The sequence below is a fragment of the Pseudomonas sp. UYIF39 genome (genome assembly GCF_029963765.1).
Classification (GTDB): Bacteria; Pseudomonadota; Gammaproteobacteria; order Pseudomonadales; family Pseudomonadaceae; genus Aquipseudomonas.
On record NZ_JALBYU010000018.1, the window covers coordinates 35,229 to 61,461 of the forward strand.

23 protein-coding genes are annotated in these 26,233 nt (G+C 59.5%); 14 read left to right on the top strand and 9 right to left on the bottom strand.

Annotated elements, in window-relative coordinates:
• Positions 1–17: 17 nt before the first annotated feature.
• Positions 18–899, bottom strand: a complete 882-nt coding sequence (locus tag MO767_RS21600; RefSeq protein WP_282482155.1) for an MBL fold metallo-hydrolase — start codon at positions 897–899, stop codon at positions 18–20.
• Between the two features lie 114 nt (positions 900–1,013).
• On the opposite strand from MO767_RS21600, the gene MO767_RS21605 reads away from it, so the two are divergent.
• Both MO767_RS21605 and MO767_RS21610 read left to right on the top strand, forming a co-directional pair.
• Positions 1,014–1,919, top strand: coding sequence for a LysR family transcriptional regulator (locus MO767_RS21605; RefSeq protein ID WP_282482156.1), 906 nt, complete (start codon positions 1,014–1,016; stop codon positions 1,917–1,919).
• 216 nt (positions 1,920–2,135) lie between these two features.
• Positions 2,136–2,312, top strand: a complete 177-nt coding sequence (locus MO767_RS21610; RefSeq protein WP_170206612.1) for a hypothetical protein — start codon at positions 2,136–2,138, stop codon at positions 2,310–2,312.
• 9 nt (positions 2,313–2,321) lie between these two features.
• Here MO767_RS21610 and MO767_RS21615 read toward each other — a convergent pair whose 3' ends face one another.
• Complete coding sequence (locus tag MO767_RS21615) at positions 2,322–3,218, bottom strand: helix-turn-helix domain-containing protein (RefSeq protein WP_282482157.1); 897 nt, start codon at positions 3,216–3,218, stop codon at positions 2,322–2,324.
• A gap of 181 nt (positions 3,219–3,399) precedes the next feature.
• On the opposite strand from MO767_RS21615, the gene pobA reads away from it, so the two are divergent.
• Both pobA and MO767_RS21625 read left to right on the top strand, forming a co-directional pair.
• Positions 3,400–4,593: a 4-hydroxybenzoate 3-monooxygenase gene (pobA, locus tag MO767_RS21620; RefSeq protein ID WP_282482158.1), complete on the top strand. Its 1,194-nt coding sequence runs from the start codon at positions 3,400–3,402 to the stop codon at positions 4,591–4,593.
• 79 nt (positions 4,594–4,672) lie between these two features.
• Positions 4,673–6,190, top strand: a complete 1,518-nt coding sequence (locus tag MO767_RS21625; RefSeq protein WP_282482159.1) for an MDR family MFS transporter — start codon at positions 4,673–4,675, stop codon at positions 6,188–6,190.
• A gap of 121 nt (positions 6,191–6,311) precedes the next feature.
• Here the strand turns inward: MO767_RS21625 and MO767_RS21630 are convergent, their stop codons facing one another.
• From MO767_RS21630 to MO767_RS21640, 3 genes are all read right to left on the bottom strand, one after another.
• Positions 6,312–7,184: an ATPase gene (locus tag MO767_RS21630; RefSeq protein ID WP_282482160.1), complete on the bottom strand. Its 873-nt coding sequence runs from the start codon at positions 7,182–7,184 to the stop codon at positions 6,312–6,314.
• A 118-nt stretch (positions 7,185–7,302) separates the two neighbouring features.
• On the bottom strand, positions 7,303–8,295 hold the full coding sequence (locus tag MO767_RS21635) for an NAD(P)-dependent oxidoreductase (RefSeq protein ID WP_282482161.1): 993 nt from the start codon (positions 8,293–8,295) through the stop codon (positions 7,303–7,305).
• Between the two features lie 68 nt (positions 8,296–8,363).
• Positions 8,364–9,257, bottom strand: coding sequence for a LysR family transcriptional regulator ArgP (locus MO767_RS21640; RefSeq protein ID WP_282482162.1), 894 nt, complete (start codon positions 9,255–9,257; stop codon positions 8,364–8,366).
• A 96-nt stretch (positions 9,258–9,353) separates the two neighbouring features.
• Between MO767_RS21640 and MO767_RS21645 the strand changes: the two genes are divergently transcribed.
• The 3 genes from MO767_RS21645 (at position 9,354) to MO767_RS21655 (ending at position 11,139) form a co-directional block, all read left to right on the top strand.
• Positions 9,354–9,755, top strand: a complete 402-nt coding sequence (locus MO767_RS21645) for an ACT domain-containing protein (RefSeq protein ID WP_129437972.1) — start codon at positions 9,354–9,356, stop codon at positions 9,753–9,755.
• Positions 9,756–9,762: 7 nt separating this feature from the next.
• Complete coding sequence (locus tag MO767_RS21650; protein ID WP_149628383.1) at positions 9,763–10,365, top strand: LysE/ArgO family amino acid transporter; 603 nt, start codon at positions 9,763–9,765, stop codon at positions 10,363–10,365.
• Positions 10,366–10,542: 177 nt separating this feature from the next.
• The gene (locus MO767_RS21655; RefSeq protein WP_008034365.1) at positions 10,543–11,139 is read left to right on the top strand and encodes a Fe-Mn family superoxide dismutase; all 597 of its coding nucleotides are present in this window, start codon (positions 10,543–10,545) and stop codon (positions 11,137–11,139) included.
• Between the two features lie 57 nt (positions 11,140–11,196).
• On the opposite strand, the gene MO767_RS21660 is transcribed toward MO767_RS21655, so the two are convergent.
• Positions 11,197–11,448 carry a DUF6124 family protein gene (locus MO767_RS21660; RefSeq protein ID WP_129437976.1) on the bottom strand — a complete coding sequence of 84 codons (252 nt, stop codon included), beginning with the start codon at positions 11,446–11,448 and terminating at the stop codon, positions 11,197–11,199.
• Positions 11,449–12,539: 1,091 nt separating this feature from the next.
• Here MO767_RS21660 and MO767_RS21665 point away from each other — a divergent pair.
• From MO767_RS21665 to MO767_RS21695, 7 genes are all read left to right on the top strand, one after another.
• Positions 12,540–14,591: a bifunctional diguanylate cyclase/phosphodiesterase gene (locus MO767_RS21665; protein ID WP_282482163.1), complete on the top strand. Its 2,052-nt coding sequence runs from the start codon at positions 12,540–12,542 to the stop codon at positions 14,589–14,591.
• 209 nt (positions 14,592–14,800) lie between these two features.
• On the top strand, positions 14,801–16,138 hold the full coding sequence (locus tag MO767_RS21670; RefSeq protein ID WP_282482164.1) for an imelysin family protein: 1,338 nt from the start codon (positions 14,801–14,803) through the stop codon (positions 16,136–16,138).
• A 280-nt stretch (positions 16,139–16,418) separates the two neighbouring features.
• Positions 16,419–17,846: a di-heme oxidoredictase family protein gene (locus MO767_RS21675; RefSeq protein WP_282482165.1), complete on the top strand. Its 1,428-nt coding sequence runs from the start codon at positions 16,419–16,421 to the stop codon at positions 17,844–17,846.
• 26 nt (positions 17,847–17,872) lie between these two features.
• Positions 17,873–18,937: an imelysin family protein gene (locus MO767_RS21680; RefSeq protein ID WP_282482166.1), complete on the top strand. Its 1,065-nt coding sequence runs from the start codon at positions 17,873–17,875 to the stop codon at positions 18,935–18,937.
• Positions 18,938–18,951: 14 nt separating this feature from the next.
• A complete protein-coding gene (locus MO767_RS21685) occupies positions 18,952–20,052 on the top strand; it encodes a DUF1513 domain-containing protein (protein ID WP_282482167.1) in 1,101 nt (366 codons plus the stop codon).
• 169 nt (positions 20,053–20,221) lie between these two features.
• Complete coding sequence (locus tag MO767_RS21690; RefSeq protein ID WP_282482168.1) at positions 20,222–21,370, top strand: efflux RND transporter periplasmic adaptor subunit; 1,149 nt, start codon at positions 20,222–20,224, stop codon at positions 21,368–21,370.
• Between the two features lie 13 nt (positions 21,371–21,383).
• Positions 21,384–24,422, top strand: a complete 3,039-nt coding sequence (locus tag MO767_RS21695; RefSeq protein WP_282482169.1) for a multidrug efflux RND transporter permease subunit — start codon at positions 21,384–21,386, stop codon at positions 24,420–24,422.
• Between the two features lie 171 nt (positions 24,423–24,593).
• Here MO767_RS21695 and MO767_RS21700 read toward each other — a convergent pair whose 3' ends face one another.
• Genes MO767_RS21700 through MO767_RS21710 form a run of 3 tightly spaced genes read right to left on the bottom strand, consistent with a single transcriptional unit; the run spans position 24,594 to position 26,210 of the window.
• Positions 24,594–24,821, bottom strand: a complete 228-nt coding sequence (locus MO767_RS21700; protein ID WP_282482170.1) for a hypothetical protein — start codon at positions 24,819–24,821, stop codon at positions 24,594–24,596.
• 2 nt (positions 24,822–24,823) lie between these two features.
• Positions 24,824–25,537 (bottom strand): lipopolysaccharide kinase InaA family protein, encoded by a 714-nt coding sequence (locus tag MO767_RS21705; RefSeq protein ID WP_282482171.1) that lies wholly within the window; start codon positions 25,535–25,537, stop codon positions 24,824–24,826.
• Between the two features lie 4 nt (positions 25,538–25,541).
• Positions 25,542–26,210: a class I SAM-dependent methyltransferase gene (locus tag MO767_RS21710; RefSeq protein ID WP_282482237.1), complete on the bottom strand. Its 669-nt coding sequence runs from the start codon at positions 26,208–26,210 to the stop codon at positions 25,542–25,544.
• Positions 26,211–26,233: the final 23 nt, after the last annotated feature.

The window sequence follows — 26,233 nt, forward strand, 5'->3', positions numbered from 1 at the left end:
TGAGTAGGTGAATCGGGTTACCACTTCATCTCGCCCTTGGCGACTTTGGCGCTCAGTTCCAGGGAGCTTTCTTCACCCAGCTTCGGGTAGCGTTTTTTCATCGCGGCGATCAGCGCGGCAGCGTCCTTTGCCTTGGCGGTTTCTTCGTCGAAGGCCTTGATGTATTCGGCAGTGAACTGCACGGCAGCCAGGGAGCGGGCGCTTTCTCCGAGGTAATGACCCGGCACGATGGTTTTCGGTTTCAGGGTTTCGATGGCATGCAGCGTAGTCAACCAATCGGCGTGGGACTGCGGCGTCTGGGTGTCGGCCATCCACACATGGATGTTTTCCGCGACGACGACACCACCGACCACGGCCTTGATCGACGGAATCCAGACAAAGCTGCGATCCGGCTGTTTGCCGTCCAGCCCCACTACCTGCAACTTCTGCCCCTCGAGCATCAGGCTGTCGCCCTTGAGGACATCCGGCACGATGGTTTTGGCTGGCACGTCGGCGCCCATTTTCGGCCCCCAGAACGCCAGTTTGCCATCGACGGTTTTCTGGATGTGATCCACGGTCGGCTGCGAGGCGAGCACTTTGGCGTTGGGGAATGCGGCAGTCAGGGTGTCGAGGCCGAAGTAGTAATCCGGGTCACCGTGGCTGATGTAGATGGTGGTCAGTTGCTTGCCGCTGGCGCGGATCTTTTCGACCACTTGCTCGGCCTGGGATTTGCCAAATTGCGCATCCACCAAAATCGCGTCTTTCTCGCCGCTGACCAACACCGAGGTCACCGGAAAAATAGCCTTGTCGCCCGGGTTGTAGACGTCCAGGGTCAGGGTCGAGGCAGCGGCCGCGTGGGCGGCGAAACCGAGGGTGACAGTAGCCAGTAAAATACGTTTAAGCGAGGTGAAGCCGATCATCTGTTACTCCGTGGTCCGAATGCCGTGTTTGGCGATGGACCAGAGCTTAGTTGCATGACTCAGTACAAAAAATGCGATGCTGGGACATAGTTTGTTTCTGAAAGTGAGCAAATGATGGATCGTCTACAAGCAATGCGGGTGTTCGTCACAGTGGTTGACCTCGGCAGCCAGTCGGCCGCCGCCGATCACCTGGACCTGTCAAGGCCCGTGGTTTCGCGCTATCTGGCGGAGCTGGAGGATTGGGTCGGCGCACGCCTGATGCACCGCACCACGCGCAAGCTGAGCCTGACCGCCGCCGGCAGTGAAATCCTGCCTCGATGCCGGCAGATGCTCGACCTGTCCACGGACATGCAAGCCGCCGTCAGCGAGCCGGACGATGCGCCGCGCGGCCTGTTGCGGATCAGCGTCAGCACTTCGTTTGGTCAGGCACAACTGGCCGATGCCATGGCCGCTTACGTCAAGCGTTACCCCGGCGTCAGCATCGACCTGCAGATGCTCGACCGCACGGTGAACCTGGTGGATGAGCGCATCGATCTGGCGATCCGCACCAGCAACGACCTGGACCCGAACCTGATCGCGCGGCGCCTGACGGTTTGCCGCTCGGTGATCTGCGCCTCCCCCGCTTATCTGCTCGAACACCCGACACCGCTGCGGGTCGAGGATCTGAGCCAGCACAATTGCCTGACCCACTCCTACTTCGGCAAAAGCCTCTGGCATTTCGAGGAGGACGGTGAGCAGGTGTCAGTGCCGGTGCAGGGCAACATCAGCGCCAACGAAGCCAGCACGTTGTTGCGCGCGGCGATGGCCGGCGCCGGGGTGGCGATGCTCCCCAGTTATCAGGCCGGCGTGCATATCCACAGCGGCGAACTGATCCGCCTGCTGCCCCATGCTGAACCCCGGCAAATGAACGTTTACGCGGTGTATGCCTCACGCAAACACATGCCGGCGACGTTGCGCAGCATGCTGGATTTTCTGGTGCTGAGGTTTCCCGAAGAACCGGCGTGGGATGTGGGTCTTTAAGCGGCCCCATGTGGGAGCGAGCTTGCTCGCGATAGCGGTGGGTCAGTCAACATCGTTATTGAATGATCAACCGTTATCGCGAGCAAGCTCGCTCCCACAGGGGGTATCAGCGTTCTGAATACCGAGTTACATGCAAACGCCGCTTTGGTGGCAACTCACTCGCACTGACCTATGCTGAAAGTAGTACCGAAGGGTATTCGTTCAGAGGTCAACGCCATGAACATCAAAACAAGAAGATACCTCGCGATTTTCATCACCTGCGCGGCCACGCTTGCGCTGTATGGCACCGCGGCCTGGCGCGTCGAGCAGTTGCGACAACTGCCCCGTGAATACGCGAGCTGTAACTTCGAGCGCTGCATTCCCCACAACGCGACCCTCAACGCCCTCAAGTAACGAAGGGGATCAGGCCTCGTTGTCCTGATCGGCCTTCAAGCGGTCGCGAAATGCCTTGGGCGAGATCCCCACTCGACGCCGGAACAGGCGCGTGAAGTTGGTCGGATCAGAGAACCCCAACACGTCGGACATTTCATAAATGGTCATGCTGGTGTAGGTCAGCAAACGCTTGGCCTCCAGCAACTGACGCTCGTGCATGATCTGCAACGCCGGTTGTCCCGCCAGCTCACGGCAGGTGCCGTTGAGGTGGGACACGGAAATCCCCAGCCGATGAGCCAGGTCCTCGACCTTGACGTGCTGGCGATAGGTCTCTTCCACCAACTGAATAAACCCGTTGAGGTACTCCCGGGCACGCTGCGGACGCTGACTGGCATTGCGACGGGAAATCACCTGGCGGCTGACCCACACCATGATCACGCTGACCAGCGAATGCATGAGCATTTCGCGAGCCGGCTGGTGGCCGGTGTATTCGTCTTGCAGCGCTGAAAACAGGCTGTTGAGGTAGTCGCTTTCCTTGCCCGCCGGATAACTTTCGGCTTGGGCCAGGGCGTTCACCGAGTTGCCCAGTTGCGCCTGAAGATGAGCGACCAGCGGCGCAGCCAGGGTCACGACAAACCCCTCGACGTCTTCGGAAAACCGGAAGCCGTGCACCGACAGCGGTGGCAGGATCTGGATTGTCGGTTCGGTCAGTTGCGTACGTTTGCCTTCGATTTCAAGCTCGGCCTGACCTTTGAATACGAAGAGCAACTGGCACAAATCGGCGTGGCGGTGGGGTTTGATTTCCCACTGGTGTTCGCGGCTGCGTTTGGAAATGGTTTCACAGTGCAGCAAGTCCGGTGTCGGCCAATCCAGGCTTTCACCGTAGAGCTTGAACACTGGAATCGAAGGTAGGTCAGGCTTGTTCATCACTTCAATCCAGGCCTCGGAGGGGTAGGCGGGCGATAATCGCACCGATTGGCAGAATGTACAGGTATCGGCTCAGTTTTCCCCTTCAATTGACAGACTCGCGAGAGAAAAATGCAAGCACTCGATCCATAAAAATTATTCACCGGCCCTGGTCGCGTGAAGCTTGCGAGTCATAAAAACAATGAAAATACTGAAAACCCAAATCGCCATCATCGGCGCCGGTCCGTCCGGTTTATTGCTCGGCCAATTGCTGCACAACGCCGGCATCGACACCCTCATTCTCGAACGCCAGACCCCGGATTATGTGCTTGGACGAATCCGTGCCGGCGTCCTCGAACAAGGCATGGTAGAGCTGTTGCGCCAGGCCGGCGTGGGTCAGCGCATGGACGCCGAAGGGCTGGTCCACACTGGCTTCGAACTGGCCCTCGACGCACGCCGCGTACACATCGATCTGCAAGCCCTGACCGGTGGCAAAACGGTGATGATCTACGGTCAGACCGAGGTCACCCGCGACCTGATGGCCGCTCGTCGGGAGGCCGGTGCGCAGACGATTTACGAGGCCGGCAACGTCGTTCCTCACGGGATGAAAACCGAAGAGACGTTCGTGACTTTTGAGAAGGACGGCGAGCTGTATCGACTCGATTGCGACTACATCGCCGGGTGCGACGGTTTCCATGGCGTGGCCCGGCAGTCGATTCCTGCCGAGTGCCTGAAAGTGTTCGAGCGGGTCTATCCGTTTGGCTGGCTCGGCATCCTCGCTGACACGCCGCCTGTTCACGAAGAACTGGTTTACGCCCGGCATGAGCGCGGTTTTGCCCTGTGCAGCATGCGTTCGGCCACCCGCACTCGCTATTACCTCCAGGTGCCGGCCGACGAGCACGTCGAGAACTGGTCTGATCAGCGCTTCTGGGATGAGCTCAAATCCCGTCTGCCTGGCACGTTGGCAGCGTCGTTGATCACTGGGCCTTCCATCGAAAAAAGCATCGCGCCGTTACGCAGTTTTGTCGTCGAACCGATGCAGTACGGACAGATGTTTTTGGTCGGCGACGCCGCGCACATCGTCCCACCCACCGGCGCCAAGGGGCTGAACCTGGCGGCCAGCGACGTCAGCACGCTGTTCAACATTCTGTTGAAGGTTTACCGAGAAGGCCGTGTGGATTTGCTGGAGAAGTACTCCGAGGTGTGTTTGCGCCGGGTATGGAAAGCCGAACGGTTTTCCTGGTGGATGACCTCGATGCTGCACCGCTTCGACGATAACGACGCCTTCAGCCTGCGGATTGCCGAGTCGGAACTGGAGTACTTCGTCGACTCCGAGGCCGGTCGAAAAACCATTGCAGAAAATTACGTCGGCCTTCCATACGAGGCTATCGAATAGCCTGCTACCGACTTACACTGGCGAGCATCCCCGCTCGCCTTGCACCTTGCGGGTCAATCACTGCCGCAGGGTCTGACCCGTGACCAATCTCAACCAACCTGAAACGCCAAAACCGGCCATTCGCAGCGTGTTGATCGCCCTGATGCTGGCGATCTTTCTTGGCGCGCTGGACCAGACCATTGTCGCCGTGTCGATGCCGGCCATTTCCGCACAATTCAAGGACGTCAGCCTGCTGGCCTGGGTGATTTCCGGCTACATGGTGGCGATGACGGTGGCCGTGCCGATCTACGGCAAATTGGGCGATCTGTACGGTCGCCGCACGTTGATGCTGTTTGGCATGGGGTTGTTCACGGTCGCTTCGTTTTTCTGCGGCATGGCCCAGAGCATGGAGCAGCTGGTGCTGGCGCGAATTCTTCAAGGCATCGGTGCTGGCGGGATGATTTCGGTCAGCCAGGCGATCATCGGCGACATCGTGCCGCCCCGGGAGCGCGGCCGCTATCAAGGCTATTTCAGCAGCATGTACGCAGTGGCCAGCGTGGCCGGCCCGGTACTCGGTGGTTACATGACCGAGTACCTGTCGTGGCGCTGGGTATTTTTGATCAACCTGCCGTTGGGCCTCGGTGCCTGGTTGGTGGCCAATCGAACGTTGGTGGGTTTGCCAGTGCCGCAACGCAAACCGATCATCGATTACCTCGGCACGGTGCTGATGATCATCGGCTTGACCGCCTTGTTGCTGGGCATCACCCAGGTCGGTCAGGGCCATTCGTGGCGCAGTGCCGAAGTGCTGGGCCTGCTCGGTTGTGCGGTGTTGGTACTGGCGTTGTTCGTCTGGCATGAACGCCGGGCCCGGGAGCCGCTGCTGCCGATGCATTTGTTCGCCAACCGCAACGCGATCCTGTGCTGGTGCACGATCTTCTTCACCAGTTTCCAGGCAATCTCGCTGATTGTGTTGATGCCGCTGCGCTTCCAGAGCGTTACCGGCGCCGGGGCCGACAGCGCCGCGCTGCGCCTGTTGCCGCTAGCGATAGGTTTGCCGATTGGCGCGTATTTCGCCGGCCGCCGAACCTCGGTGACCGGGCGCTACAAACCCATGATTCTGACCGGGGCCCTAATCATGCCGATCTCGATTCTGGGTATGGCGTTCAGCCCTCCCCAGGCATTTGTACTCAGTAGTCTGTTCATGTTGATCAGCGGGATCGCTAGCGGCATGCAGTTCCCGACTTCCCTGGTCGGAACGCAGAACTCGGTGCAACAGCGGGATATCGGTGTCGCCACCAGCACCACCAACCTGTTCCGCTCACTGGGCGGCGCGGTGGGAGTGGCCTTGATGTCGGCACTGCTGTTGGCATTGTTGCAGGACTCAAGCTTTGCCCATCTGGCCGGCTCTTCGATGATTGCCGAGGGCAGTTCGGGGAACGTCTTGCTCGATGGTTTGAACGCCGCGCCGGGGGATGCGCAGAACGCCTTGCGCGCTGAGTTGCTGCTGACCTTCCGGAATTTGTTGATGGTCAGCGCGGCGGTGTCGCTGCTGGGGCTGGCGGCAGCGATTGCCATGCCGAACATGGTGTTGCGTGGGCGCGAGGATAAAGTCCGATAACCCCGCCGACCGATCGTCACCACACTCTGGTCTGCACCCCAAAAGTTGGACACAACTGATGGGGTGTTTCAAGAGCGGGTTGAGCGCGGGGGCGAGTCCATACATAGCAGCTGGCTGACTCTTACGGCCGGGCGCGCAGCTGCTGCTGCAAATTCTGGATCTGCGCCTGAAGGGTGTTGATGTTGCGGGTGACCTGGCTACGGAAGGCGTCGAATTCGGCGGTATTGGTCCCGCCTGACGTCGCGGCCGGGCGATTGTCCTGTTGGCTTTTGAGCACAACGACTTCCTGCTCCAGACGCTCGATGGCGGCGCTCGGGTTGCCTTGTTTCTTCAGTGCAACGATGTCGGAGCCAAGGCTTTTAAGTTGCGCGTCGAATTTGTCTGTGTCCGCCGGGTTGCTTTTCAGCACGGCTACATCGCTGTTCAAGACTTTGACCTGAGCCTGCAATTGAATGGTGGCGGTCTGTTGCTCAGTGGTCTGAGCGGTCATCTGCGCCAAGCGCTTATCCAGATCAGTGGCTTGGGCAGTCATCTGCGCCAGACGCTTGTCCAGATCGGTGGTCTGGCCGAGGACGCCTTGCTGTTGTTTGCTTTGATCCTGGAGCTTGCTTTCCAGCTGTTTGATTTGCAGCTTCAAGGCTTCGCTGTCGCTGCTGACATTGGTCTGACTGGCGACAACCTTGCCGGAAATGTCCTGCAAGCGCCCCGCCGCATCCTCACTGATACGCGCGAAACTTTCCTGGGTTGCCACCAATTGCTGTTCCATCAGCGAGAGCTGCTGAAAGCTCCACCAGGCAAGGCCTGCAAAGGCAAAGAACAAGGCACCTACCAACGCCCACAGCGGGCCGGTGCTCGGGCTTTTGACTTTGACGACTGGCGTGGTCCGCGAATGCACGGTGGTGCGAGCAGTGGGCACAAAATCGTCGTCGAGGCTGTCGGCACGCAGGCTCGGTACATCGTCGAAGTCGTCGTTGGCATCGTTACGCATGGACATTGAGTCAACCTTTGTGGAACGCGGTGATGGCTTGATGCGGCGCAGTATAACCCCCACTGCCGCATCGATTGACCCACAACCCCGAACTCGGTTCAGTGTGGCGGCGCTAACCCATGCGTCAGCGAATGTCCTGGGCCTTCCACCAGCCGCAGAATTCATCGAGGGCGGTCCAGAGACTGACTTTGGGATCGTAGTCCAGATAATGCCGGGCGCGGCTGATGTCCAGGGTGAAATTTTTGTTCATCACCTGCATGCCCAGGCGGGACAGGGTCGGCTCGGGACGACCCGGCCACAACTTACACACCCCCTCGTTGAGCGCCGCTGCGGTGTAGGCCAAGCCGTAGGAACGGTAGCGCGTGACCTGTGGGACATCCATCTTGCGCATCACGTAATTGACCACGTCCCACAACGGCACCGGCGTGCCGTTGCTGATGTTGTAGGCCTTGCCCAACGCCGAACCACTGGCCAGCAAACTGCTGAGCAACGCTTCATTGAGGTTTTGCACGCTGGTGAAATCCACCTTGTTCAGGCCGTTGCCGATGATCGCGAGCCGTCCTTTGCGCTGCATTTTCAGCAGTCTCGGGAAGATGCTCATGTCGCCAGCCCCTGTCACGAAACGCGGGCGCAGGGCCAGGGTTTCGAGGCCGAACTCCTGAGCGCCGAAAACTTTTTGCTCGGCCAGGTATTTAGTCGCGGCGTAAGGATGCTTGAAACGCTTGGGCACCTGTTCTTCGGTCAGCCCCAAATGATCGCGGCCATCGAAGTAGATCGATGGCGATGACAAATGAACCAGTCGCCGAACCCGCTGTTTCAGGCAGGCCTCGACCACGTTTTCCGTGACCTGCACGTTGCCTTGATGGAAGTCCTGATAACGCCCCCACAAACCGACCGCACCGGCGCAATGCACCACGGCTTCGACGTCTGAGCACAGGTCGCGTGCCAGTTCCGGGTCGCTCAAGTCACCCTGGATGAACTCGGCGCCACGGCGCACCAGATGCTCCACACTTTCGGCCCGGCGACCGTTGACCCGCACGTCCAGGCCCTGCTCCAGGGCAAAACGCGCAAAGCGCCCGCCGATGAAGCCGCTTGCGCCGGTAACCAGAATCTTCATGAATTGCTCCGAATATTTCGTTTTGCGTTTTGCATATTGCGTAAGGCGTGAGGTCTTGACGCTGCCCGTCAGTCCAACGGCACCAGCCATTGCTTCGACGAACGCACCAACTGATCGGTCAGTAACCCCAGCAACTGACCGCCATTGCGCCAATGATGCCAGTACAGCGGCACATCGATCGGCTTATCGGGCAAAAGCTCTACCAATACACCGCGCTCCAGTTGCTCGCGCACCTGCAGTTCAGGCACCAGGCCCCAACCGAGTCCCGCTTCGGTGAGGCGGATGAAGCCTTCGGACGAGGGGCATAGGTGGTGTTCGAATCCGCCATCGACGCCGAGGGACGCGAGGTAGCGATGCTGTAGGAAATCGTCCGGGCCAAACACCAACGCAGGCGTTTTCGACAACAGATCGGCGCGCACACCTCCAGGAAAATGCCGGGCAATAAATGCCGGGCTGGCCAACGCACGGTAACGCATGGCCCCCAGCAAAACGCTGCGCGCGCCGGCTACCGGGCGTTCGCTGGCGCAGACGCACGCCGCAACTTCACCGGCGCGCATGCGCTTGAGGCCGACAGTCTGGTCTTCGACCACCAGATCGAGCAGCAGATGCTGTTCCGCACAAAAGTCCCCGACCGCCACGGCCCACCACGTGGCAAGGCTATCGGCATTCAAGGCGATGCGCAGACGTTCCGGCAGACCTTCTTCGTCGAGTGCCGGCACCAGTGTTTGCAAGTCCCGTTCAAGTAAACGCACCTGCTGCACATGGTTGAGCAACCGTCGGCCGATTTCGGTCGGGGCCGGCGGTGTCACCCGCACCAACACCGGTTGGCCGACCCGCGCCTCGAGCAATTTGATGCGCTGGGAGATCGCCGATTGCGACAAGCCGAGCACCTGAGCCGCACGTTCGAACCCGGCCTGCTCAACCACCGCGGCCAAGGCAGAAAGCAATTTATAGTCGAACATCAGTTTTCCTAATGAGCGATCAGTAAGATTGGTTTTTCTTATACAGCTTTGCACCGGAGAATAGCCAGCAAGAACTCTTGAACAAGGATCATCGACATGGCTGGCGAAACTTCATTGGCAACCCTGCTGCGCAGCATGAGCCCGCAACTCAACGTCGGCGAATACGTGTTCTGCACCCTGCGCGACGGCCAGTTGCCGGCAGGCCTTGAGATTGTCGGCAGTTTCCGCGAGCAGGAAGGCCTGACAGTCATTCTGGAGCGATCCCACGCCGAAAAGGCCGGCTTCAGTTTCGATTACGTCGCGGCCTGGATCACCTTGAACGTGCATTCGGCCCTCGAAGCCGTGGGCCTGACCGCCGCGTTCGCCACGGCATTGGGCCAGGCCGGCATCAGCTGCAACGTGATCGCCGGCTATTACCACGACCATTTATTCGTCGGCCAGGCCGATGCCGAACGCGCCCTGCACGTGCTGCGGGATCTGGCGGCTAACGCGGAGTAAACATCTTATGTGGCAAAGCTATGTGAACGGCCTGTTGGTGGCCGCGGGGCTGATCATGGCGATCGGTACTCAGAATGCGTTTGTGTTGGCCCAGAGCCTTCGGCGTGAACATCACCTGCCCGTCGCCGCACTTTGCGTGACCTGCGATGCCTTGCTGGTGGCCGCCGGGGTATTCGGCCTGGCGACGGTGCTGGCGCAGAACCCGACGTTGCTGGCAGTCGCCCGCTGGGGTGGCGCGGCGTTTCTGATTTGGTATGGCAGCCTGGCGCTGCGTCGGGCCTGCTCGAAACAGAGCCTGCAACAGGGCGAAAGCCAGACCGTGCGCTCGCTGCGCGCGGTGATGCTCAGCGCTTTGGCCGTAACGCTGCTTAACCCGCACGTTTATCTGGATACCGTGTTGCTGATTGGCTCCCTCGGTGCCCAACAAACCGAACCCGGCGCTTATGTCGTGGGCGCGGCCAGTGCGTCGTTGCTGTGGTTTTTCACCCTGGCGCTGGGCGCCGCATGGTTAGCGCCGTGGCTGGCCCGACCGAGCACCTGGAGAATTCTCGACCTGCTCGTGGCCGTGATGATGTTCACAGTGGCAGCCCAACTAATCACCAGCGCCTGATTTATTCCAAAAGGCTCTGGAACCTCTATCCCACACAGTTGTTGCGTGGTTATGCCGCACCCCCGGTGCTATGATCCGATCCGATGCGCCGCAAAGAGTACAAACTCCCCGGCGCTTGTCTGGCCGCCCGTGATCGGCCTTGCGCCCACCGCAACTGACCTGATTAGGAGAATCATCATGGCTTTCGAATTGCCGCCGCTGCCGTACGCACACGATGCCCTGCAGCCGCACATTTCCAAGGAAACTCTGGAATACCACCACGACAAGCACCACAACACCTATGTCGTGAACCTGAACAACCTGGTGCCAGGCACCGAGTTTGAAGGCAAGACTCTGGAAGAAATCGTCAAATCTTCCTCGGGCGGTATCTTCAACAACGCCGCTCAGGTCTGGAACCACACTTTCTACTGGAACTGCCTGGCGCCAAACGCCGGTGGTCAACCAACCGGCGCACTGGCTGAAGCCATCAACGCTTCTTTCGGTTCGTTCGACAAGTTCAAGGAAGAATTCAGCAAGACTTCCATCGGCACCTTCGGTTCCGGTTGGGGCTGGCTGGTGAAAAAGGCTGACGGTTCCCTGGCCCTGGCCAGCACCATCGGCGCCGGCAACCCGCTGACCAACGGCGACACCCCGCTGTTGACCTGCGACGTCTGGGAACACGCTTACTACATCGACTACCGCAACGTTCGTCCGAAATACGTCGAAGCGTTCTGGAACCTGGTCAACTGGAAATTCGTGGCTGAGCAGTTCGAAGGCAAAACCTTCACCGCTTAAGATCGACGCCAGTCAAAAAACCCGGCTTTTGCCGGGTTTTTTATTGCCTGGCGAATGTCAGGTCGCCTGCGGGTCGACGATATCCAGCGCCCGATTAACGGCTAAGTCCGCCAACATGACGATCTGCGCAATGGCCAACGCCGTACTGCGCTGGGAGCCGGTCAGGTAGGTGGCGAAATCACTGGCCAAGACGTTGGCTGAAGCCAATGACTCACAGGCGTGGGCCAGGAGGGATTCGGTATCCATGTCTGGGGCAATCATGAACATGGGATCGGGTTTGTAGGGTGGGTCTGGGATTAATTTATCCACTTACATTTCCTTTTGAGGTGTTCGCCATCGATTCCCGATCTCACTCGAAGAAGAGGTGGCAGCTATGTGCAGGGTGAGATCACCGGCAAAAGGAACCCGGCCGGACCGAAGTCCGCCCGCACACAGCCGCCATAAAACATCGCTGACAGCCTCAAGCTGCCGGCAATTATGGAGGGCCTTGCACTGGTTTCCAATTGCTTAGTCTGGGATCTCACACCCGGTCGCAGATTTTTTCAGCGACCCCCAAAAGGTTATTGAACCCACTTCCTACGGGCAACCTGAAAACCTCGTGGGAAAGGTCTGGTTTTTTTACCGCTGTTTAAACGGGCGCATCCGTTGCCTGTGCGGCCGCCATCGCGAGCAAGCTCGCTCCCACAATGGATCGGGCACGCCTTTCGCTTCTCACCACTCAACAGGCCGAGCGTTAGCTCGCCTGCAGCCCTTGATCTTGATCCACCCGCCCCTTCGGGAGGCTGAGTGGAGGTGTTCATCTGGGGGGCAGGCGCGCAGCGCCGTTCGACGAAGTCGAACACATCGAGAGGAGGTCGAAGCGAAGCCGACCGGAGGCGATGCCCCCAGATGAATGCCGGAACGAAGGAACGCCGAGCCTAAGCGAGGGGCCGGACGCTCGGGGCGAGACCTTTTGGTTCCTTTTGGGGCGTTTGCCAAAAGGGACTCGCCGTAAGGGCGAAACCCTAAGTGGCCGTTACCGCAGAAATGGATATGTACCCGATCAACCAACAGATTGGTCGGCTGACAGGCCGCCATCGCGAGCAAGCTCGCTCCCACATTCAAAACGTGTACATCCGCAGAAACCAGGCCGATTTCCCACGATGAAACCAGCCTTCAGCCCCTTGCTCCAACGCCACAGCCGTCTAACATCAACCAAACGGAAAATATGTCCAAATCCCCCTCAAGTTGAAGGACCCAACAACCGACACAGTACGAATAGGCAAACACTTCTAACCACAGCATTTCAGCCAAGCTACGGGCAAAACCCCATGTGATTGATTGTCCCTTTGACTGCCATCACCGGATTGCCAATACTCATGGCAACTTGACGCTACCCGCACGGAACAAGGAATGACTCTTTGAAGCTGGAACTCAAGAACAGCTTGTCGGTGAAGTTGCTCCGGGTCGTGCTCCTGTCGGCATTGATCGTCGGTGTGGTCTTGAGCTGCGCGCAGATCGTTTTTGATGCCTATAAAACACGCCAGGCCGTTGCCGGCGATGCCCAACGCATCCTCGACATGTTCCGCGACCCCTCGACCCAGGCCGTCTACAGCCTGGACCGGGAAATGGGTATGCAGGTTATCGAAGGCCTTTTTCAGGACGACGCTGTGCGCAAGGCCTCCATTGGCCATCCCAACGAAGCCATGCTCGCGCAAAAGTCTCGCGAGCTGCAGCATTCCGACAGTCGCTGGCTGACCGACCTGATCCTCGGCAAGGAACGCACCTTCACCACCCAACTGGTGGGTCGCGGCCCTTACAGCGAGTATTACGGCGACTTGAGCATCACCCTCGACACCGCCACCTACGGCCAAGGTTTCATCGTCAGTTCGGTGATCATCTTCATCTCCGGCGTGTTGCGTGCGATGGCCATGGGGCTGGTGCTGTACCTGGTCTATCACTGGCTGCTGACCAAGCCGCTGTCGCGGATCATCGAACACCTCACGGAAATCAATCCGGATCGCCCCAGCGAACACAAAATCCCGCTGCTCAAGGGGCATGAAAAGAACGAACTGGGAATCTGGATCAACACCGCCAACCAGTTGCTCGAGTCCATCGAGCGCAACACCCATTTGCGCCACGAAGCGGAAAACAGCCTGCTACGCATGGCCCAGTACGACTTCCTCACCGGCCTGCCGAACCGCCAACAATTGCAGCAGCAACTGGACAAAATCCTGGTAGACGCCGGCAAGTTGCAACGTCGTGTCGCGGTATTGGTGGTCGGCCTGGACGACTTCAAGGGCATCAACGAACAATTCAGCTACCAGACCGGCGACCAACTGCTGCTGGCCCTGGCCGATCGCCTGCGAGCTCACAGCGGACGCCTTGGCGCCCTCGCCCGCCTCGGCGGCGACCAGTTCGCCCTGGTTCAGGCCGACATCGAACAACCCTACGAAGCGGCCGAACTGGCCCAAAGCATTCTCGATGACCTGGAAGCGGCATTTGCCCTCGATCATCAGGAGATTCGCCTGCGCGCCACCATCGGCATCACCCTGTTCCCCGAGGACGGTGACAGCACTGAGAAACTGCTGCAAAAAGCCGAGCAGACCATGACCCTGGCCAAGACTCGCTCGCGCAACCGTTATCAGTTCTATATCGCCAGCGTCGACACCGAAATGCGCCGCCGTCGCGAGTTGGAAAAAGACCTGCGCGACGCCCTGGCCCGTGGCCAGTTCTACCTCGTCTACCAACCGCAGATCAGCTATCGCGATCACCGGGTGGTGGGTGTCGAGGCGCTGATTCGCTGGCAGCATCCCGAGCACGGGCTGGTTCCGCCGGACTTGTTCATCCCCCTGGCCGAGCAGAACGGCACCATCATCGCCATCGGCGAATGGGTGCTGGATCAGGCGTGCAAGCAATTGCGCGACTGGCATGACCAGGGTTTCGTCGACCTGCGCATGGCGGTGAATCTGTCCACGGTGCAGTTGCACCATGCCGAGTTGCCACGGGTGGTCAACAATTTGATGCAGATGTATCGCCTGCCACCGCGCAGCCTGGAGCTGGAAGTCACCGAAACCGGCCTGATGGAAGACATCAGCACGGCCGCCCAGCACCTGCTGAGCCTGCGCCGCTCCGGTGCGCTGATCGCGATCGACGACTTCGGCACCGGTTACTCGTCATTGAGCTATCTGAAAAGCCTGCCGCTGGACAAGATCAAGATCGACAAGAGCTTCGTTCAGGACCTGCTCGATGACGACGACGATGCGACCATCGTTCGGGCCATCATCCAGCTGGGCAAGAGCCTGGGCATGCAGGTGATTGCCGAAGGCGTGGAAACCGCCGAGCAAGAGGCCTACATCATCTCCGAGGGCTGTCACGAAGGTCAGGGCTATCTCTACAGCAAGCCGCTGCCGGCGCGGGAACTGGGTGCCTATCTGAAACAGGCCCAGCGCAGTAACGCGGCTATTTTGTAAAAGATCCAAGGATCGCAGCCTCGTTTCACTCTGTAGCAGCTGTCGAGTGAAACGAGGCTGCGATCTCTTGATCTACGGCACGACTCCCGCCTGAATAAGAAATATTTACAAGCACAACCCTTTACAGATAATGCGAAAGATTTGCATTATGTCGCAGCTTTGCGCGCCTCCGGCGCCATTCCACCCCCTTTCAAAGCAGGATGTTCGCCATGATTCGTATGCCTCTGGCTACCGCCAGTCTGTTGGCCATCGCTATTTCCCTCGCCGGTTGCGGCGAAGGCAAAGACAAGAACGCCGCTGCGCCAACGCCTACGCCCGCCACCAGCACAACTGCTGCAGCCCCAGCCGCCGGCAAAGTCGACGAAGCCGCCGCCAAAGCCGTGGTCGCGCATTACGCCGACATGGTCTTCGCCGTTTACAGCGATGCCGAATCTACCGCGAAAACCCTGCAAACCGCCGTCGATGCGTTCCTCGCCAAGCCGAACGCCGACACCCTGAAAGCCGCCAAGGCTGCCTGGGTTGCTGCTCGCGCTCCTTACCTGCAGAGCGAAGTGTTCCGCTTCGGCAACACGATCATCGACGACTGGGAAGGTCAGGTTAACGCCTGGCCACTGGACGAAGGCCTGATTGATTACGTCGACAAGACCTACGAACATGCACTGGGTAACCCGGGCGCTACCGCCAACATCATCGCCAACACCGAAGTCCAGGTCGGCGAAGACAAGGTCGATGTGAAAGACATCACCCCGGCAAAACTTGCCAGCCTGAACGAGCTGGGTGGTTCCGAGGCCAACGTCGCCACCGGCTACCACGCCGTCGAATTCCTGCTCTGGGGCCAGGACCTGAACGGCACCGGCCCTGGCGCTGGCAATCGTCCTGCGTCCGACTACCTGGAAGGCGCCGGCGCCACGGGCGGTCACAACGATCGTCGTCGCGCTTACCTGAAGTCCGTGACCCAATTGCTGGTCAGCGACCTGGAAGAAATGGTCGGTAACTGGAAGCCGAACGTGGCCGACAACTACCGCGCCACCCTGGAAGCCGAGCCTGGCGAAACCGGCCTGCGCAAAATGCTGTTCGGCATGGGCAGCCTGTCCCTGGGCGAACTGGCGGGCGAGCGCATGAAGGTTTCCCTGGAAGCCAACTCCCCGGAAGACGAACAGGATTGCTTCAGCGACAACACCCACAACTCGCACTTCTACGATGCCAAAGGCATTCGTAACGTGTACCTGGGCGAATACACCCGTACCGACGGCACCAAAATGACCGGCGCCAGCCTGTCGTCCCTGGTGGCCAAGGCTGATCCGGCTGCCGATACCGCGCTGAAAGCGGACCTGGCGGCCACCGAAGCCAAAATCCAGATCATGGTCGATCACGCCAACAAGGGTGAGCACTACGACCAGTTGATCGCCGCCGGTAACACCGCTGGTAACCAGATCGTCCGCGACGCTATCGCCTCCCTGGTCAAGCAGACCGGTTCGATCGAAGCCGCCGCTGGCAAACTGGGCATCAGCGACCTGAACCCGGACAACGCTGATCACGAGTTCTGATCAACGCTGTCTGAATAAAAAGGCGACCTTCGGGTTGCCTTTTTTCATCCTGTTCGCCACAACACAATCCTCTGTGGGAGCTTGCTCGCGATAGCGGTAGCTCATTCAACATTGATGTTGGCTGTGATGACCCTATCGCGAGCAAGCTCGCTCCCACAGGGGATCACCGTTTCCAGATAAACCCTGCCCCACATCAAGTAAACGATAATTCCTCTTATTCAATCTCCCCTGCCCTGTTAGACTTTGCGCCCCTTGTTTTGCTCGTCTTGCTGGATGTCTGATGCCCTCGCTGCCTCTTCGCTTGTCCGCACTGTTTCTGGCCCTGGGCCTGAGTGCCTGCGATGACGCCCCGCGTTTTACCCAAGCCGAACCCGGTGAAGCCCGGTCCGGTGGCAGCGCAACCGTGCGCAAATCCGATCAGAACTCATTTTCCCTACCGTCCGCCAACCTGCCACCCTCACGGCGCGTGGACTTCAGTGTCGGCAACAGTTTTTTCCGTAATCCCTGGGTGATCGCGCCGTCGACCACCACCGCCCGGGATGGCCTCGGGCCGTTGTTCAACACCAACGCGTGCCAGGGCTGCCACATCAAGGACGGCCGCGGTCATCCGCCCACGCCTGATGCGCAGAACGCCGTGTCGATGCTGGTGCGCCTGTCGATTCCCGATGCGCCGGCCTATGCCAAGGTCATCGAGCATCTCGGTGTCGTCCCGGAGCCGGTCTACGGCGGACAACTCCAGGACATGTCCGTGCCGGGTGTCGTGCCGGAAGGCAAAGTGCGCGTCGATTACACGCCCGTTCCGATTCGCTTCAAGGACGGCACCGAAGTCGAGTTGCGCAAACCGACGTTGCAGATCACCCAGCTCGGCTACGGCCCGATGCACCCTGACACGCGTTTCTCGGCCAGGGTTGCACCGCCAATGATTGGCCTGGGCCTGCTCGAAGCGATTCCTGATGAGGCAATCCTGGCCAACGCCGAGGCACAGGCAAAAGATAAAAACGGCATCGCCGGACGCCCGAACCGGGTCTGGGATGACGCGCAGCAAAAAACCGTCCTTGGGCGATTTGGCTGGAAGGCCGGGCAACCGAACCTCAATCAACAGAACGTTCACGCGTTTTCTGGCGACATGGGTCTGACCACGAGCCTGAGAACCGTCGACGATTGCACCGCCGCGCAAACTGCTTGCAAGCAAGCGCCCAACGGCAACGGCCCGGATGGCGAACCGGAAGTCAGCGATAACATCCTGCGTCTGGTGCTGTTCTACAGCCGTAACCTCGCCGTACCGGCCCGCCGCGATGTCAGCGCCCCCCAGGTGCTGGCCGGCAAGACCCTGTTTTTCCAGGCCAGGTGCCAGTCCTGCCACACCCCGAAATACACCACCGCCGCCAATGCCGCAGAACCTGAACTGGCCAATCAAGTGATTCGCCCTTACAGCGATCTGCTGCTGCATGACATGGGCGACGGTCTGGCCGACAACCGTAGCGAATTCCAGGCCAGTGGCCGCGACTGGCGCACCCCGCCGTTGTGGGGCATCGGCCTGACGCAGGCGGTCAGTGGCCACACCCAGTTTTTGCACGATGGCCGCGCCCGCAATCTGCTCGAAGCCGTGCTCTGGCATGGCGGCGAAGCCGCAGCGGCGCAGCAACAGGTTTTGTCTTTCAGTGCCGATCAGCGCGCTGCGTTGCTGGCGTTCTTGAATTCTCTTTAATACGTATTCCATAGCGGGAGCCCGACATGTTCCGTCCCAAATTGTTGTTCACCAGCCTTGCCGCACTAGCCTTGGGCGCCTGTTCACCGCAGGATCCGCAGGCCGTCACGTCAGCGGCCATCGCCAAGTCGGTGATCCTGCCGACCTACACGCGTTGGGTTGAAGCCGATCGCCAACTGGCCGTCAGTGCTCTGGCCTACTGCGAAGGCAAGGAAAATCTCGACACCGCCCGCGCCGACTTCCTTCATGCGCAGAAAGCCTGGGCCGAGCTGCAACCGTTGCTGATCGGGCCGCTGGCCGAAGGCAATCGCGCCTGGCAGGTGCAGTTCTGGCCGGACAAGAAAAACCTCGTCGGCCGTCAGGTCGAGCAACTGGTCACCGCACAGCCGCAGATCGATGCCGCTGCCTTGGCCAAGTCCAGCGTTGTGGTTCAAGGCCTTTCCGCCTACGAATACATCCTGTTCGACAGCAAGCCCGATGTGGCCAACGCTGAACAGAAAGCCAAGTACTGCCCGCTGCTGATCGCGATTGGCGAGCGTCAGAAACAACTGGCCGAAGAGATTCTGAAAACCTGGAACAACACCGACGGCATGCTCGCGCAAATGAGCAAATTCCCGAACCAGCGCTACGCCGATTCCCACGAAGCAATCGCCGATCTGTTGCGCGTGCAAGTCACCGCCCTCGACAGCCTGAAGAAAAAACTCGGCACGCCGATGGGCCGTCAGACGAAGGGTGTCCCGCAACCGTTCCAGGCCGATGCATGGCGCAGCCAGTCATCCCTGACCGGCCTGGAGGCCAGCCTCGCCGCCGCCAAAACGGTGTGGGAAGGCGTCGACAACAAAGGCCTGCGCGGCCTGTTGCCGAGCGAGCAAAAACCGTTGGCCGACAAGATCGACGCCGCTTACGCTGCCGCCCTGAAACTGTTCGCCAGCAATCAGCGCTCGCTGACTGAAATGCTCAACGACGATGCCGGTCGCCAGCAACTCAACGACCTCTACGACAGCCTCAACGTCGTCCACCGCCTGCACGAAAGCGAACTGGCCAAGGCGCTGGGCATCCAACTGGGCTTCAACGCCAACGACGGTGACTAATGAGGGCAAGTTCCATGCTGCGACGCCAGGCTCTGACGTTAGGTAGTTTGCTGCTGGGTGCGGTGACACTGGGTGGCTGGACGCTGTTCAAGCAAAAGGACAAGAGCCCGCTGCTGCTCTCGGCGCGGGATGACACCGACGGCAAACACTACGCCGTCGGCTATCGGCTGGACGGCACACGGGTGTTCGCCACTCAGGTCGGCCAGCGCTGCCATGACATCATCAATCACCCGACGCTGCCGATTGCGCTGTTCGTCGCCCGTCGTCCCGGCACCGAGAGTTACCTGATCGACCTGCGCGACGGCACACTGCTGCAAACCGTGGTGTCGCTGCCGAACCGGCACTTCTACGGTCACGCGGTGATTCACAAGAGCGGCGACTGGCTGTACGCCACCGAGAACGACACCTCCGATCCAGGCCGTGGCTTGCTGGGTGTGTATAAGTTCGAAGGTGAGCGACTTATCCACAGCGGCGAGATTTCTACTCACGGTGTCGGTCCGCATCAGGTGTCGTGGATGCCCGATGGCGAAACCCTGGTGGTGGCCAACGGTGGCATTCGCACCGAGGCCGAAAGCCGCGTCGAGATGAACCTCAACGCCATGGAACCGAGCCTGGTCCTGATGCAACGCGATGGCACCCTGCTGAGCAAGGAAACCCTCGCCCAGCAGATGAACAGCGTGCGTCATTTGGGGATTGCCAGCGACGGCACCATCGTCGCCGGTCAGCAGTTCATGGGGCCGTCTCACGAGTCGTCGGAGCTGCTGGCGATCAAGCGTCCCGGCCAGCCGTTCATGGCCTTCCCGGTGCCTGAGCATCAGTTGCAGGCCATGGGGCATTACACCGCCAGTGTCGCGGTGCACAGTGAACTGCGCCTGGTGGCGTTGACCGCGCCACGGGGCAACCGCTTTTTCATCTGGGACCTGGACAGCGGTGAAGTGCGCCTGGACGCGCCGCTTCCCGATTGCGCCGGGGTCGGCGCGGTAGCCGATGGCTTTGTCGTGACCTCGGGTCAGGGGCGCTGCCGGTTCTACGACTGCCGCCAGACAAGCCTTGTTGCAAAACCCCTCGACCTACCCGCAGGGCTCTGGGATAACCACCTGCACCTGATGGCGTGAATAACGCCGAAAAGATCGTCCGAAGGCTCGGGCAGCGTTCGGACGATCTTTTCAGGCCAACGCCAATCGATAGCCTTACACCCTGTTAGTTCTGCCAGTTGGAATCAACCTCCCACTCGGAGTAATGTGCCCGACTGTCTCACCTGATTTTCTCCAAGGAAGTGGAAATATGCTGCGTCGCCGCATGCTGATCATGTTGGGTGTTGTTTTGCTGATCGTGCTGGTCCTGGCCGGTTACAAAGCCTTCTCCATCTATACGATGATTCAAGGCTTTGCTGTGCCGAAACCGGCGATCAGTGTCGCCGTGGCCACGGCCACCGAACGGCCGTGGCAAGCGCGCCTGCCGGCGGTCGGCACCCTCACGGCGCTGCAAGGTGTCGATCTGAGCCTGGAAGCTTCCGGCACCGTCAGGGATTTGCAGTTTGAATCCGGTCAGAAGGTAAAGGTCGGCCAATCGCTGCTCCTGCTTGATAGCGTGGTAGAAACCGCCTTGCTTGAAACCGCTCAGGCTGACCTGGGGCTGGCGCAGCTCGATTACGGTCGCGGTAGCCAACTGGTGGGCAGCCAGGCCATTTCCAAAGGCGAATTCGACCGGCTCTCGGCGGTGCTGCAAAAGAGCCGGGCCACGGTCAATCAGCTCAGGGCGGCGCTGGCAAAAAAACGCTTGCTGGCACCTTTCAGCGGGACCATCGGCATTCGTCACGTGGATATCGGTGACTATCTCGCCAGCGGCACCATGATTGCCACCCTGCAAGACCTCAGCAGCCTCTATGTCGACTTCTTCGTGCCTGAGCAGTCGATACCGAAAATCGCCCTCGGCCAACCGGTACAGATCGTTGTCGCGGCCTACCCGACACAAACCTTCCCCGGCACCATCAGCGCGATCAACCCGAAAGTCGAAAACAGCACGCGCAATGTGCAGGTCCGCGCGACCCTGGCCAACCCCGACGGCAAACTGCTGCCGGGGATGTTCGCCAGCCTGCAAGTGTTGTTGCCTGACCCGCAGCCGCGCATCGTCGTGCCGGAAAGCGCGATCACTTACACGCTGTACGGCAACTCGCTCTATGTCGTCGCACAGAAAAAAGCCGAAGACGGCAGCCTGGAAAAAGACGACAAGGGCCAACCGGTCCTGATCGCCGAACGGCGTTTCATCGAAACCGGCGAGCGCCGCGATGGGCAAGTGATGATCACCAAAGGCGTGCAGAACGGCGAAAAAGTGGTCACGGCCGGCCAGATCAAACTGGACAACGGCGCACACATTGCGATCAGCGACGACAAGACCTTAGCCGAGAAGAACAGCCCGCCGCGCGCGGACTGATCAAGGAATCCCCATGGCTTTTACCGACCCGTTCATCCGCCGCCCAGTGCTCGCCACCGTGGTCAGCCTGTTGATTGTGCTGCTGGGCTTCCAGGCCTGGAGCAAGTTGCCGCTGCGCCAATATCCACAAATGGAAAACGCCCTGATCACGGTGACCACGGCGTACCCCGGGGCCAACGCCGAAACCATTCAGGGTTACATCACCCAACCGATGCAGCAAAGTCTGGCCAGTGCCGAGGGTATCGACTACATGACCTCGGTCAGTCGCCAGAACTTCTCGGTGATCTCGATCTACGCGCGCATCGGTTCCAACAGCGACCGCTTGTTCACCGAATTGCTGGCCAAGGCCAACGAGGTGAAGAACCAACTGCCCCAGGACGCCGAAGACCCGGTACTGAGCAAGGAAGCCGCCGACGCCTCGGCACTGATGTACATCAGCTTCTTCAGTAAGGAGCTGAGCAACCCACAAATTACCGATTACCTGTCGCGGGTGATCCAGCCGAAACTGGCGACCCTGCCGGGCATGGCCGAAGCCGAGATTCTCGGCAACCAGGTATTTGCCATGCGTCTGTGGCTGGACCCGGTCAAGCTCGCCGGTTTCGGCCTGAGTGCCAGCGACGTGACCGACGCAGTGCGCAAATACAACTTCCTCTCCGCCGCCGGCGAAGTGAAAGGCGAGTACGTCGTTACCAGCATCAACGCCAATACCGAACTCAAGTCCGCCGAAGCCTTTGCCGCGATTCCGCTCAAGGTCGAGGGCGACAGTCGCGTACTGCTCAGCGATGTGGCGCGGGTTGAAATGGGGGCGGAAAACTACGACTCGATCAGTTCTTTCGGCGGCACCCCTTCGGTGTACATCGGCATCAAGGCCACGCCCGGCGCCAACCCCCTGGACGTGATCAGGGAAGTGCGCAAGATCATGCCGGACCTGGAAGCCCAGCTGCCGCCCAACCTCAAAGGTGAAATCGCCTACGACGCCACGCTGTTTATCCAGGCCTCGATCAACGAGGTGATCAAAACATTGTTCGAAGCGGTGCTGATCGTGATCGTGGTGGTGTTCCTGTTTCTCGGCGCGCTGCGGTCGGTGGTGATCCCGGTAGTCACTATCCCGCTGTCGATGATCGGCGTGATGTTCTTCATGCAGATGATGGGCTACTCGATCAACCTGCTGACCCTGCTGGCGATGGTGTTGGCCATCGGCCTGGTGGTGGACGACGCCATTGTGGTAGTCGAAAACATCCACCGGCACATCGAAGAAGGCAAAACGCCGCTGGATGCGGCCATCGAAGGCGCCCGGGAAATCGCCATGCCGGTGGTCTCGATGACCATCACCCTGGCAGCGGTCTATGCGCCGATCGGTTTCCTGACGGGGCTCACGGGTGCGCTGTTCAAGGAGTTCGCCCTGACATTGGCCGGCGCGGTGGTGATCTCCGGCATCGTCGCCCTGACCCTGTCGCCGATGATGTGCGCCTTATTGCTGCGTCACGAGGAAAATCCCAGCGGCCTGGCCCATCGTCTGGACCGGATTTTCGAAGGTCTCAAGCGCCGTTACCAAAGCATGCTCCACGGCACCCTTAACACCCGGCCGGTGGTGCTGGTGTTTGCGGTAATCGTGCTGTGCCTGATTCCGGTGCTGCTCAAGTTCACCAAGTCGGAACTGGCGCCCGATGAGGACCAGGGCATCATTTTCATGATCGCCAATGCCCCGCAACCGACGAACCTCGACTACCTGAGCGCCTACACCGACGAGTTCGTCGAGATCTTCAAGACGTTTCCCGAGTACTACTCGTCGTTCCAGATCAATGGTTTCAACGGCGTGCAATCTGGGATCGGCGGCTTCCTGCTCAAACCGTGGAACGAACGCAGCCGCACTCAGATGGCAATCCTCCCCGAGGTCCAGCGCAAACTGGAGAGCATTTCCGGGCTGCAGATCTTCGGCTTCAACCTGCCGTCCCTGCCTGGTACCGGTGAGGGGCTGCCGTTTCAGTTCGTCATCAACTCCGCCAACGATTACGAGTCGCTGCTGCAAGTGGCCGACCGAATCAAAAAGAGGGCAATGGAGTCCGGCAAGTTCGCCTTCGTCGACCTCGACCTGGCGTTCGACAAACCCGAAGTGGTGGTGGATATCGATCGCGCCAAGGCTGCACAGATGGGTGTTTCCATGCAGGACCTGGGCGGGACGCTCGCGACGTTGCTGGGTGAGGCGGAGATCAACCGTTTCACCATTGAAGGTCGCAGCTACAAAGTCATCGCGCAGGTCGAACGACCTTTCCGGGACAACCCCGACTGGCTGAACAATTACTACGTCAAGAACACCCAAGGCCAACTGCTGGCCTTGTCGACCCTGATTACCGTGACCGACCGGGCGCGTCCACGGCAGTTGAACCAGTTCCAGCAACTCAACTCGGCCATCCTGTCCGGGGTGCCGCTGGTCAGCATGGGTGAAGCCATCGACGCAGTGCGCCAAATCGCTCGGGAAGAGGCGCCGGTGGGTTATGCCTTCGACTATTCCGGCGCATCACGGCAATACGTCCAGGAAGGCAGTGCGCTGTGGGTCACCTTCGCCCTGGCGCTGGCGATCATTTTCCTGGTATTGGCCGCCCAGTTCGAAAGCTTCCGCGATCCGTTGGTGATTCTGGTGACCGTGCCGCTATCAATCTGTGGCGCGCTGATCCCGCTGTTCCTGGGCTGGTCGAGCATGAACATCTACACCCAGGTCGGCCTGGTGACGTTGATCGGGCTGATCAGCAAGCACGGAATCCTGATCGTCGAATTTGCCAACCAGTTACGTAAGGACAAAGGGTTGTCGCCGCGCGAGGCCGTGGAGGAAGCGGCGGCCATTCGTCTGCGTCCGGTGTTGATGACCACTGCTGCGATGGTGTTCGGCATGGTGCCGTTGATCATCGCCACGGGGGCGGGGGCCGTCAGCCGGTTCGACATTGGCACGGTGATCGCCACAGGGATGTCGATCGGGACGTTGTTTACGTTGTTTGTGCTGCCGTGTGTTTACACGCTTTTGGCAAAACCCGATAAACCCAAAGAACACTCATAACCCTGTGGGAGCGAGCTTGCTCGCGATAGCGGTGGCGCAATCAGCATTGAGGTGACTGTCACACCGCTATCGCGAGCAAGCTCGCTCCCACAGAGATGGTTGCAAGGCTCGAAATTCGGGAATAAAAAAGGCCTCGCATTAGCGAGGCCTTTTATTTGGGCTTCAATCTGTTCAACTTTGTGGCCTCAATCCTTGAGAAAGTCCGAACATGAACAGCAAGAAATCATGATCGGGTTGGGATGCCACGGATGCCTTCGCAACGCGTGGCAATGGACAGTGTGTGTTGCCGTTCACTGAACTGAGGACTTGCGTGCGGGGCTGCTCCCAAGCCGCCACCGCTAGTGAAGCAACTGCCAAGGCTCCTAATAAAAATACACCTCGTGCAATTTCGAGTTTCATTGCTATAAACCCTTGATAGCGCTGCCAAACGCCGTCTTATAAAAGTAGACGAGTTTCTGCCAGTCCGTCGTGCTGAACGACGAGTGGCGACGCAGTTGCTTCATGTCATGCGTAGCCGCTTGCCGGGCGGTCAAACGCTGCCGGCATTTCTCCAGATCGATCAAGGCCACTTCAATCTTGGCAGCCTCGCCTTCGCCGGTGATGCGCACGAATACGTGTTTGAAGTAGAGGCAGCTATGCTGCCAGCGGCCCTTGTGCATCCGGGCCAGGCTCTCGGCCAGTTCCTTCAACACTCGATCATGCACGGCCTCACCGTGACGCTCGCGACCACCGCCAGCGTACCAGTGTTCGATTTCCTCGAAACCGTCCAGCGACTTGGTGACCAGCAATGCGCGCCATTTATGCACCGGATCACGCTGTGCACCGCAGAAAACGAGTTCCGGAACGCGAACGTCGAGCAGGTTCAGGCCGATGAGCGCATCGCGTTCGCGCAACACCGTCGGCCGACCGAACGGGTGCTGCAAGCTGCGATGGATATGCCCGGTTTGACGTTTAACGTACAGCAGCTGTCCATTGCTGCTCACGACGCGCTGCACGCCGCTTTCTCCACCGCGACGAATGTTGGGTTCTTCTACCCATTCACCGCGCTGATTCCAGAAATAATCGAAGCGGTCTTGAGGAGCGACTTCCGATTCTGCTGCACATTGCACTGCCATTCTGTTACCTCTTGCGTAATACGTAGACCCGCCACATGGCATAGAGCGGTAAAAAGTCCAGTTGTTCCTGAATCTGAAAACCCGCCTGCTCGAATTCCTTTTCAACCGTAGCAGCCGGTAACACAAATCGATTTTGGTAACCTTGCTGCTCACGGGTTTTCTCGAGGCGCTTGCGTTTCCACGCTTTGAAATTGCCGTCCACCCACAAAGAAAGGATCACGCTGTCGCGAGTGACTCGCTCGAACTCGCGCAAAATAGCCAGTCGATGCTCGGCTTCACCGATGTGATGGAGCAAACGCATGCAGAAAATGCTGTCGACCGCATTATCAGGCAAAGCGATGTCGAATGCAGAAGTGTGCAAGGGTTGTACCCGTTTCACCACATCGGCAGGTTGCGCCTGCATGGCAATCTTCAGCATGGATTCGGAGTTGTCGGCGCCAATGATCGCACGATTGGCTTTTTCCGCCAGCAATGGCCAAAAGCGCCCCGCACCGCAGGGCAAATCGAGGATCAGCCCCGGCTCACCGGCCAGTGCGAGTGCCTTGCGCGCCAGTTGCTCGTCACGCCAGTGGGACAGGCGGCGGCCCACGCCGTCCTTGTGTTTGCGCAGGTATTGTTGAGCGTGTTGATCGTCGTATTTTTCGGAAAAATCAAGTTTGATCGGGCCGTCCATCATCAAGTTCTCCTGAGCTGCTG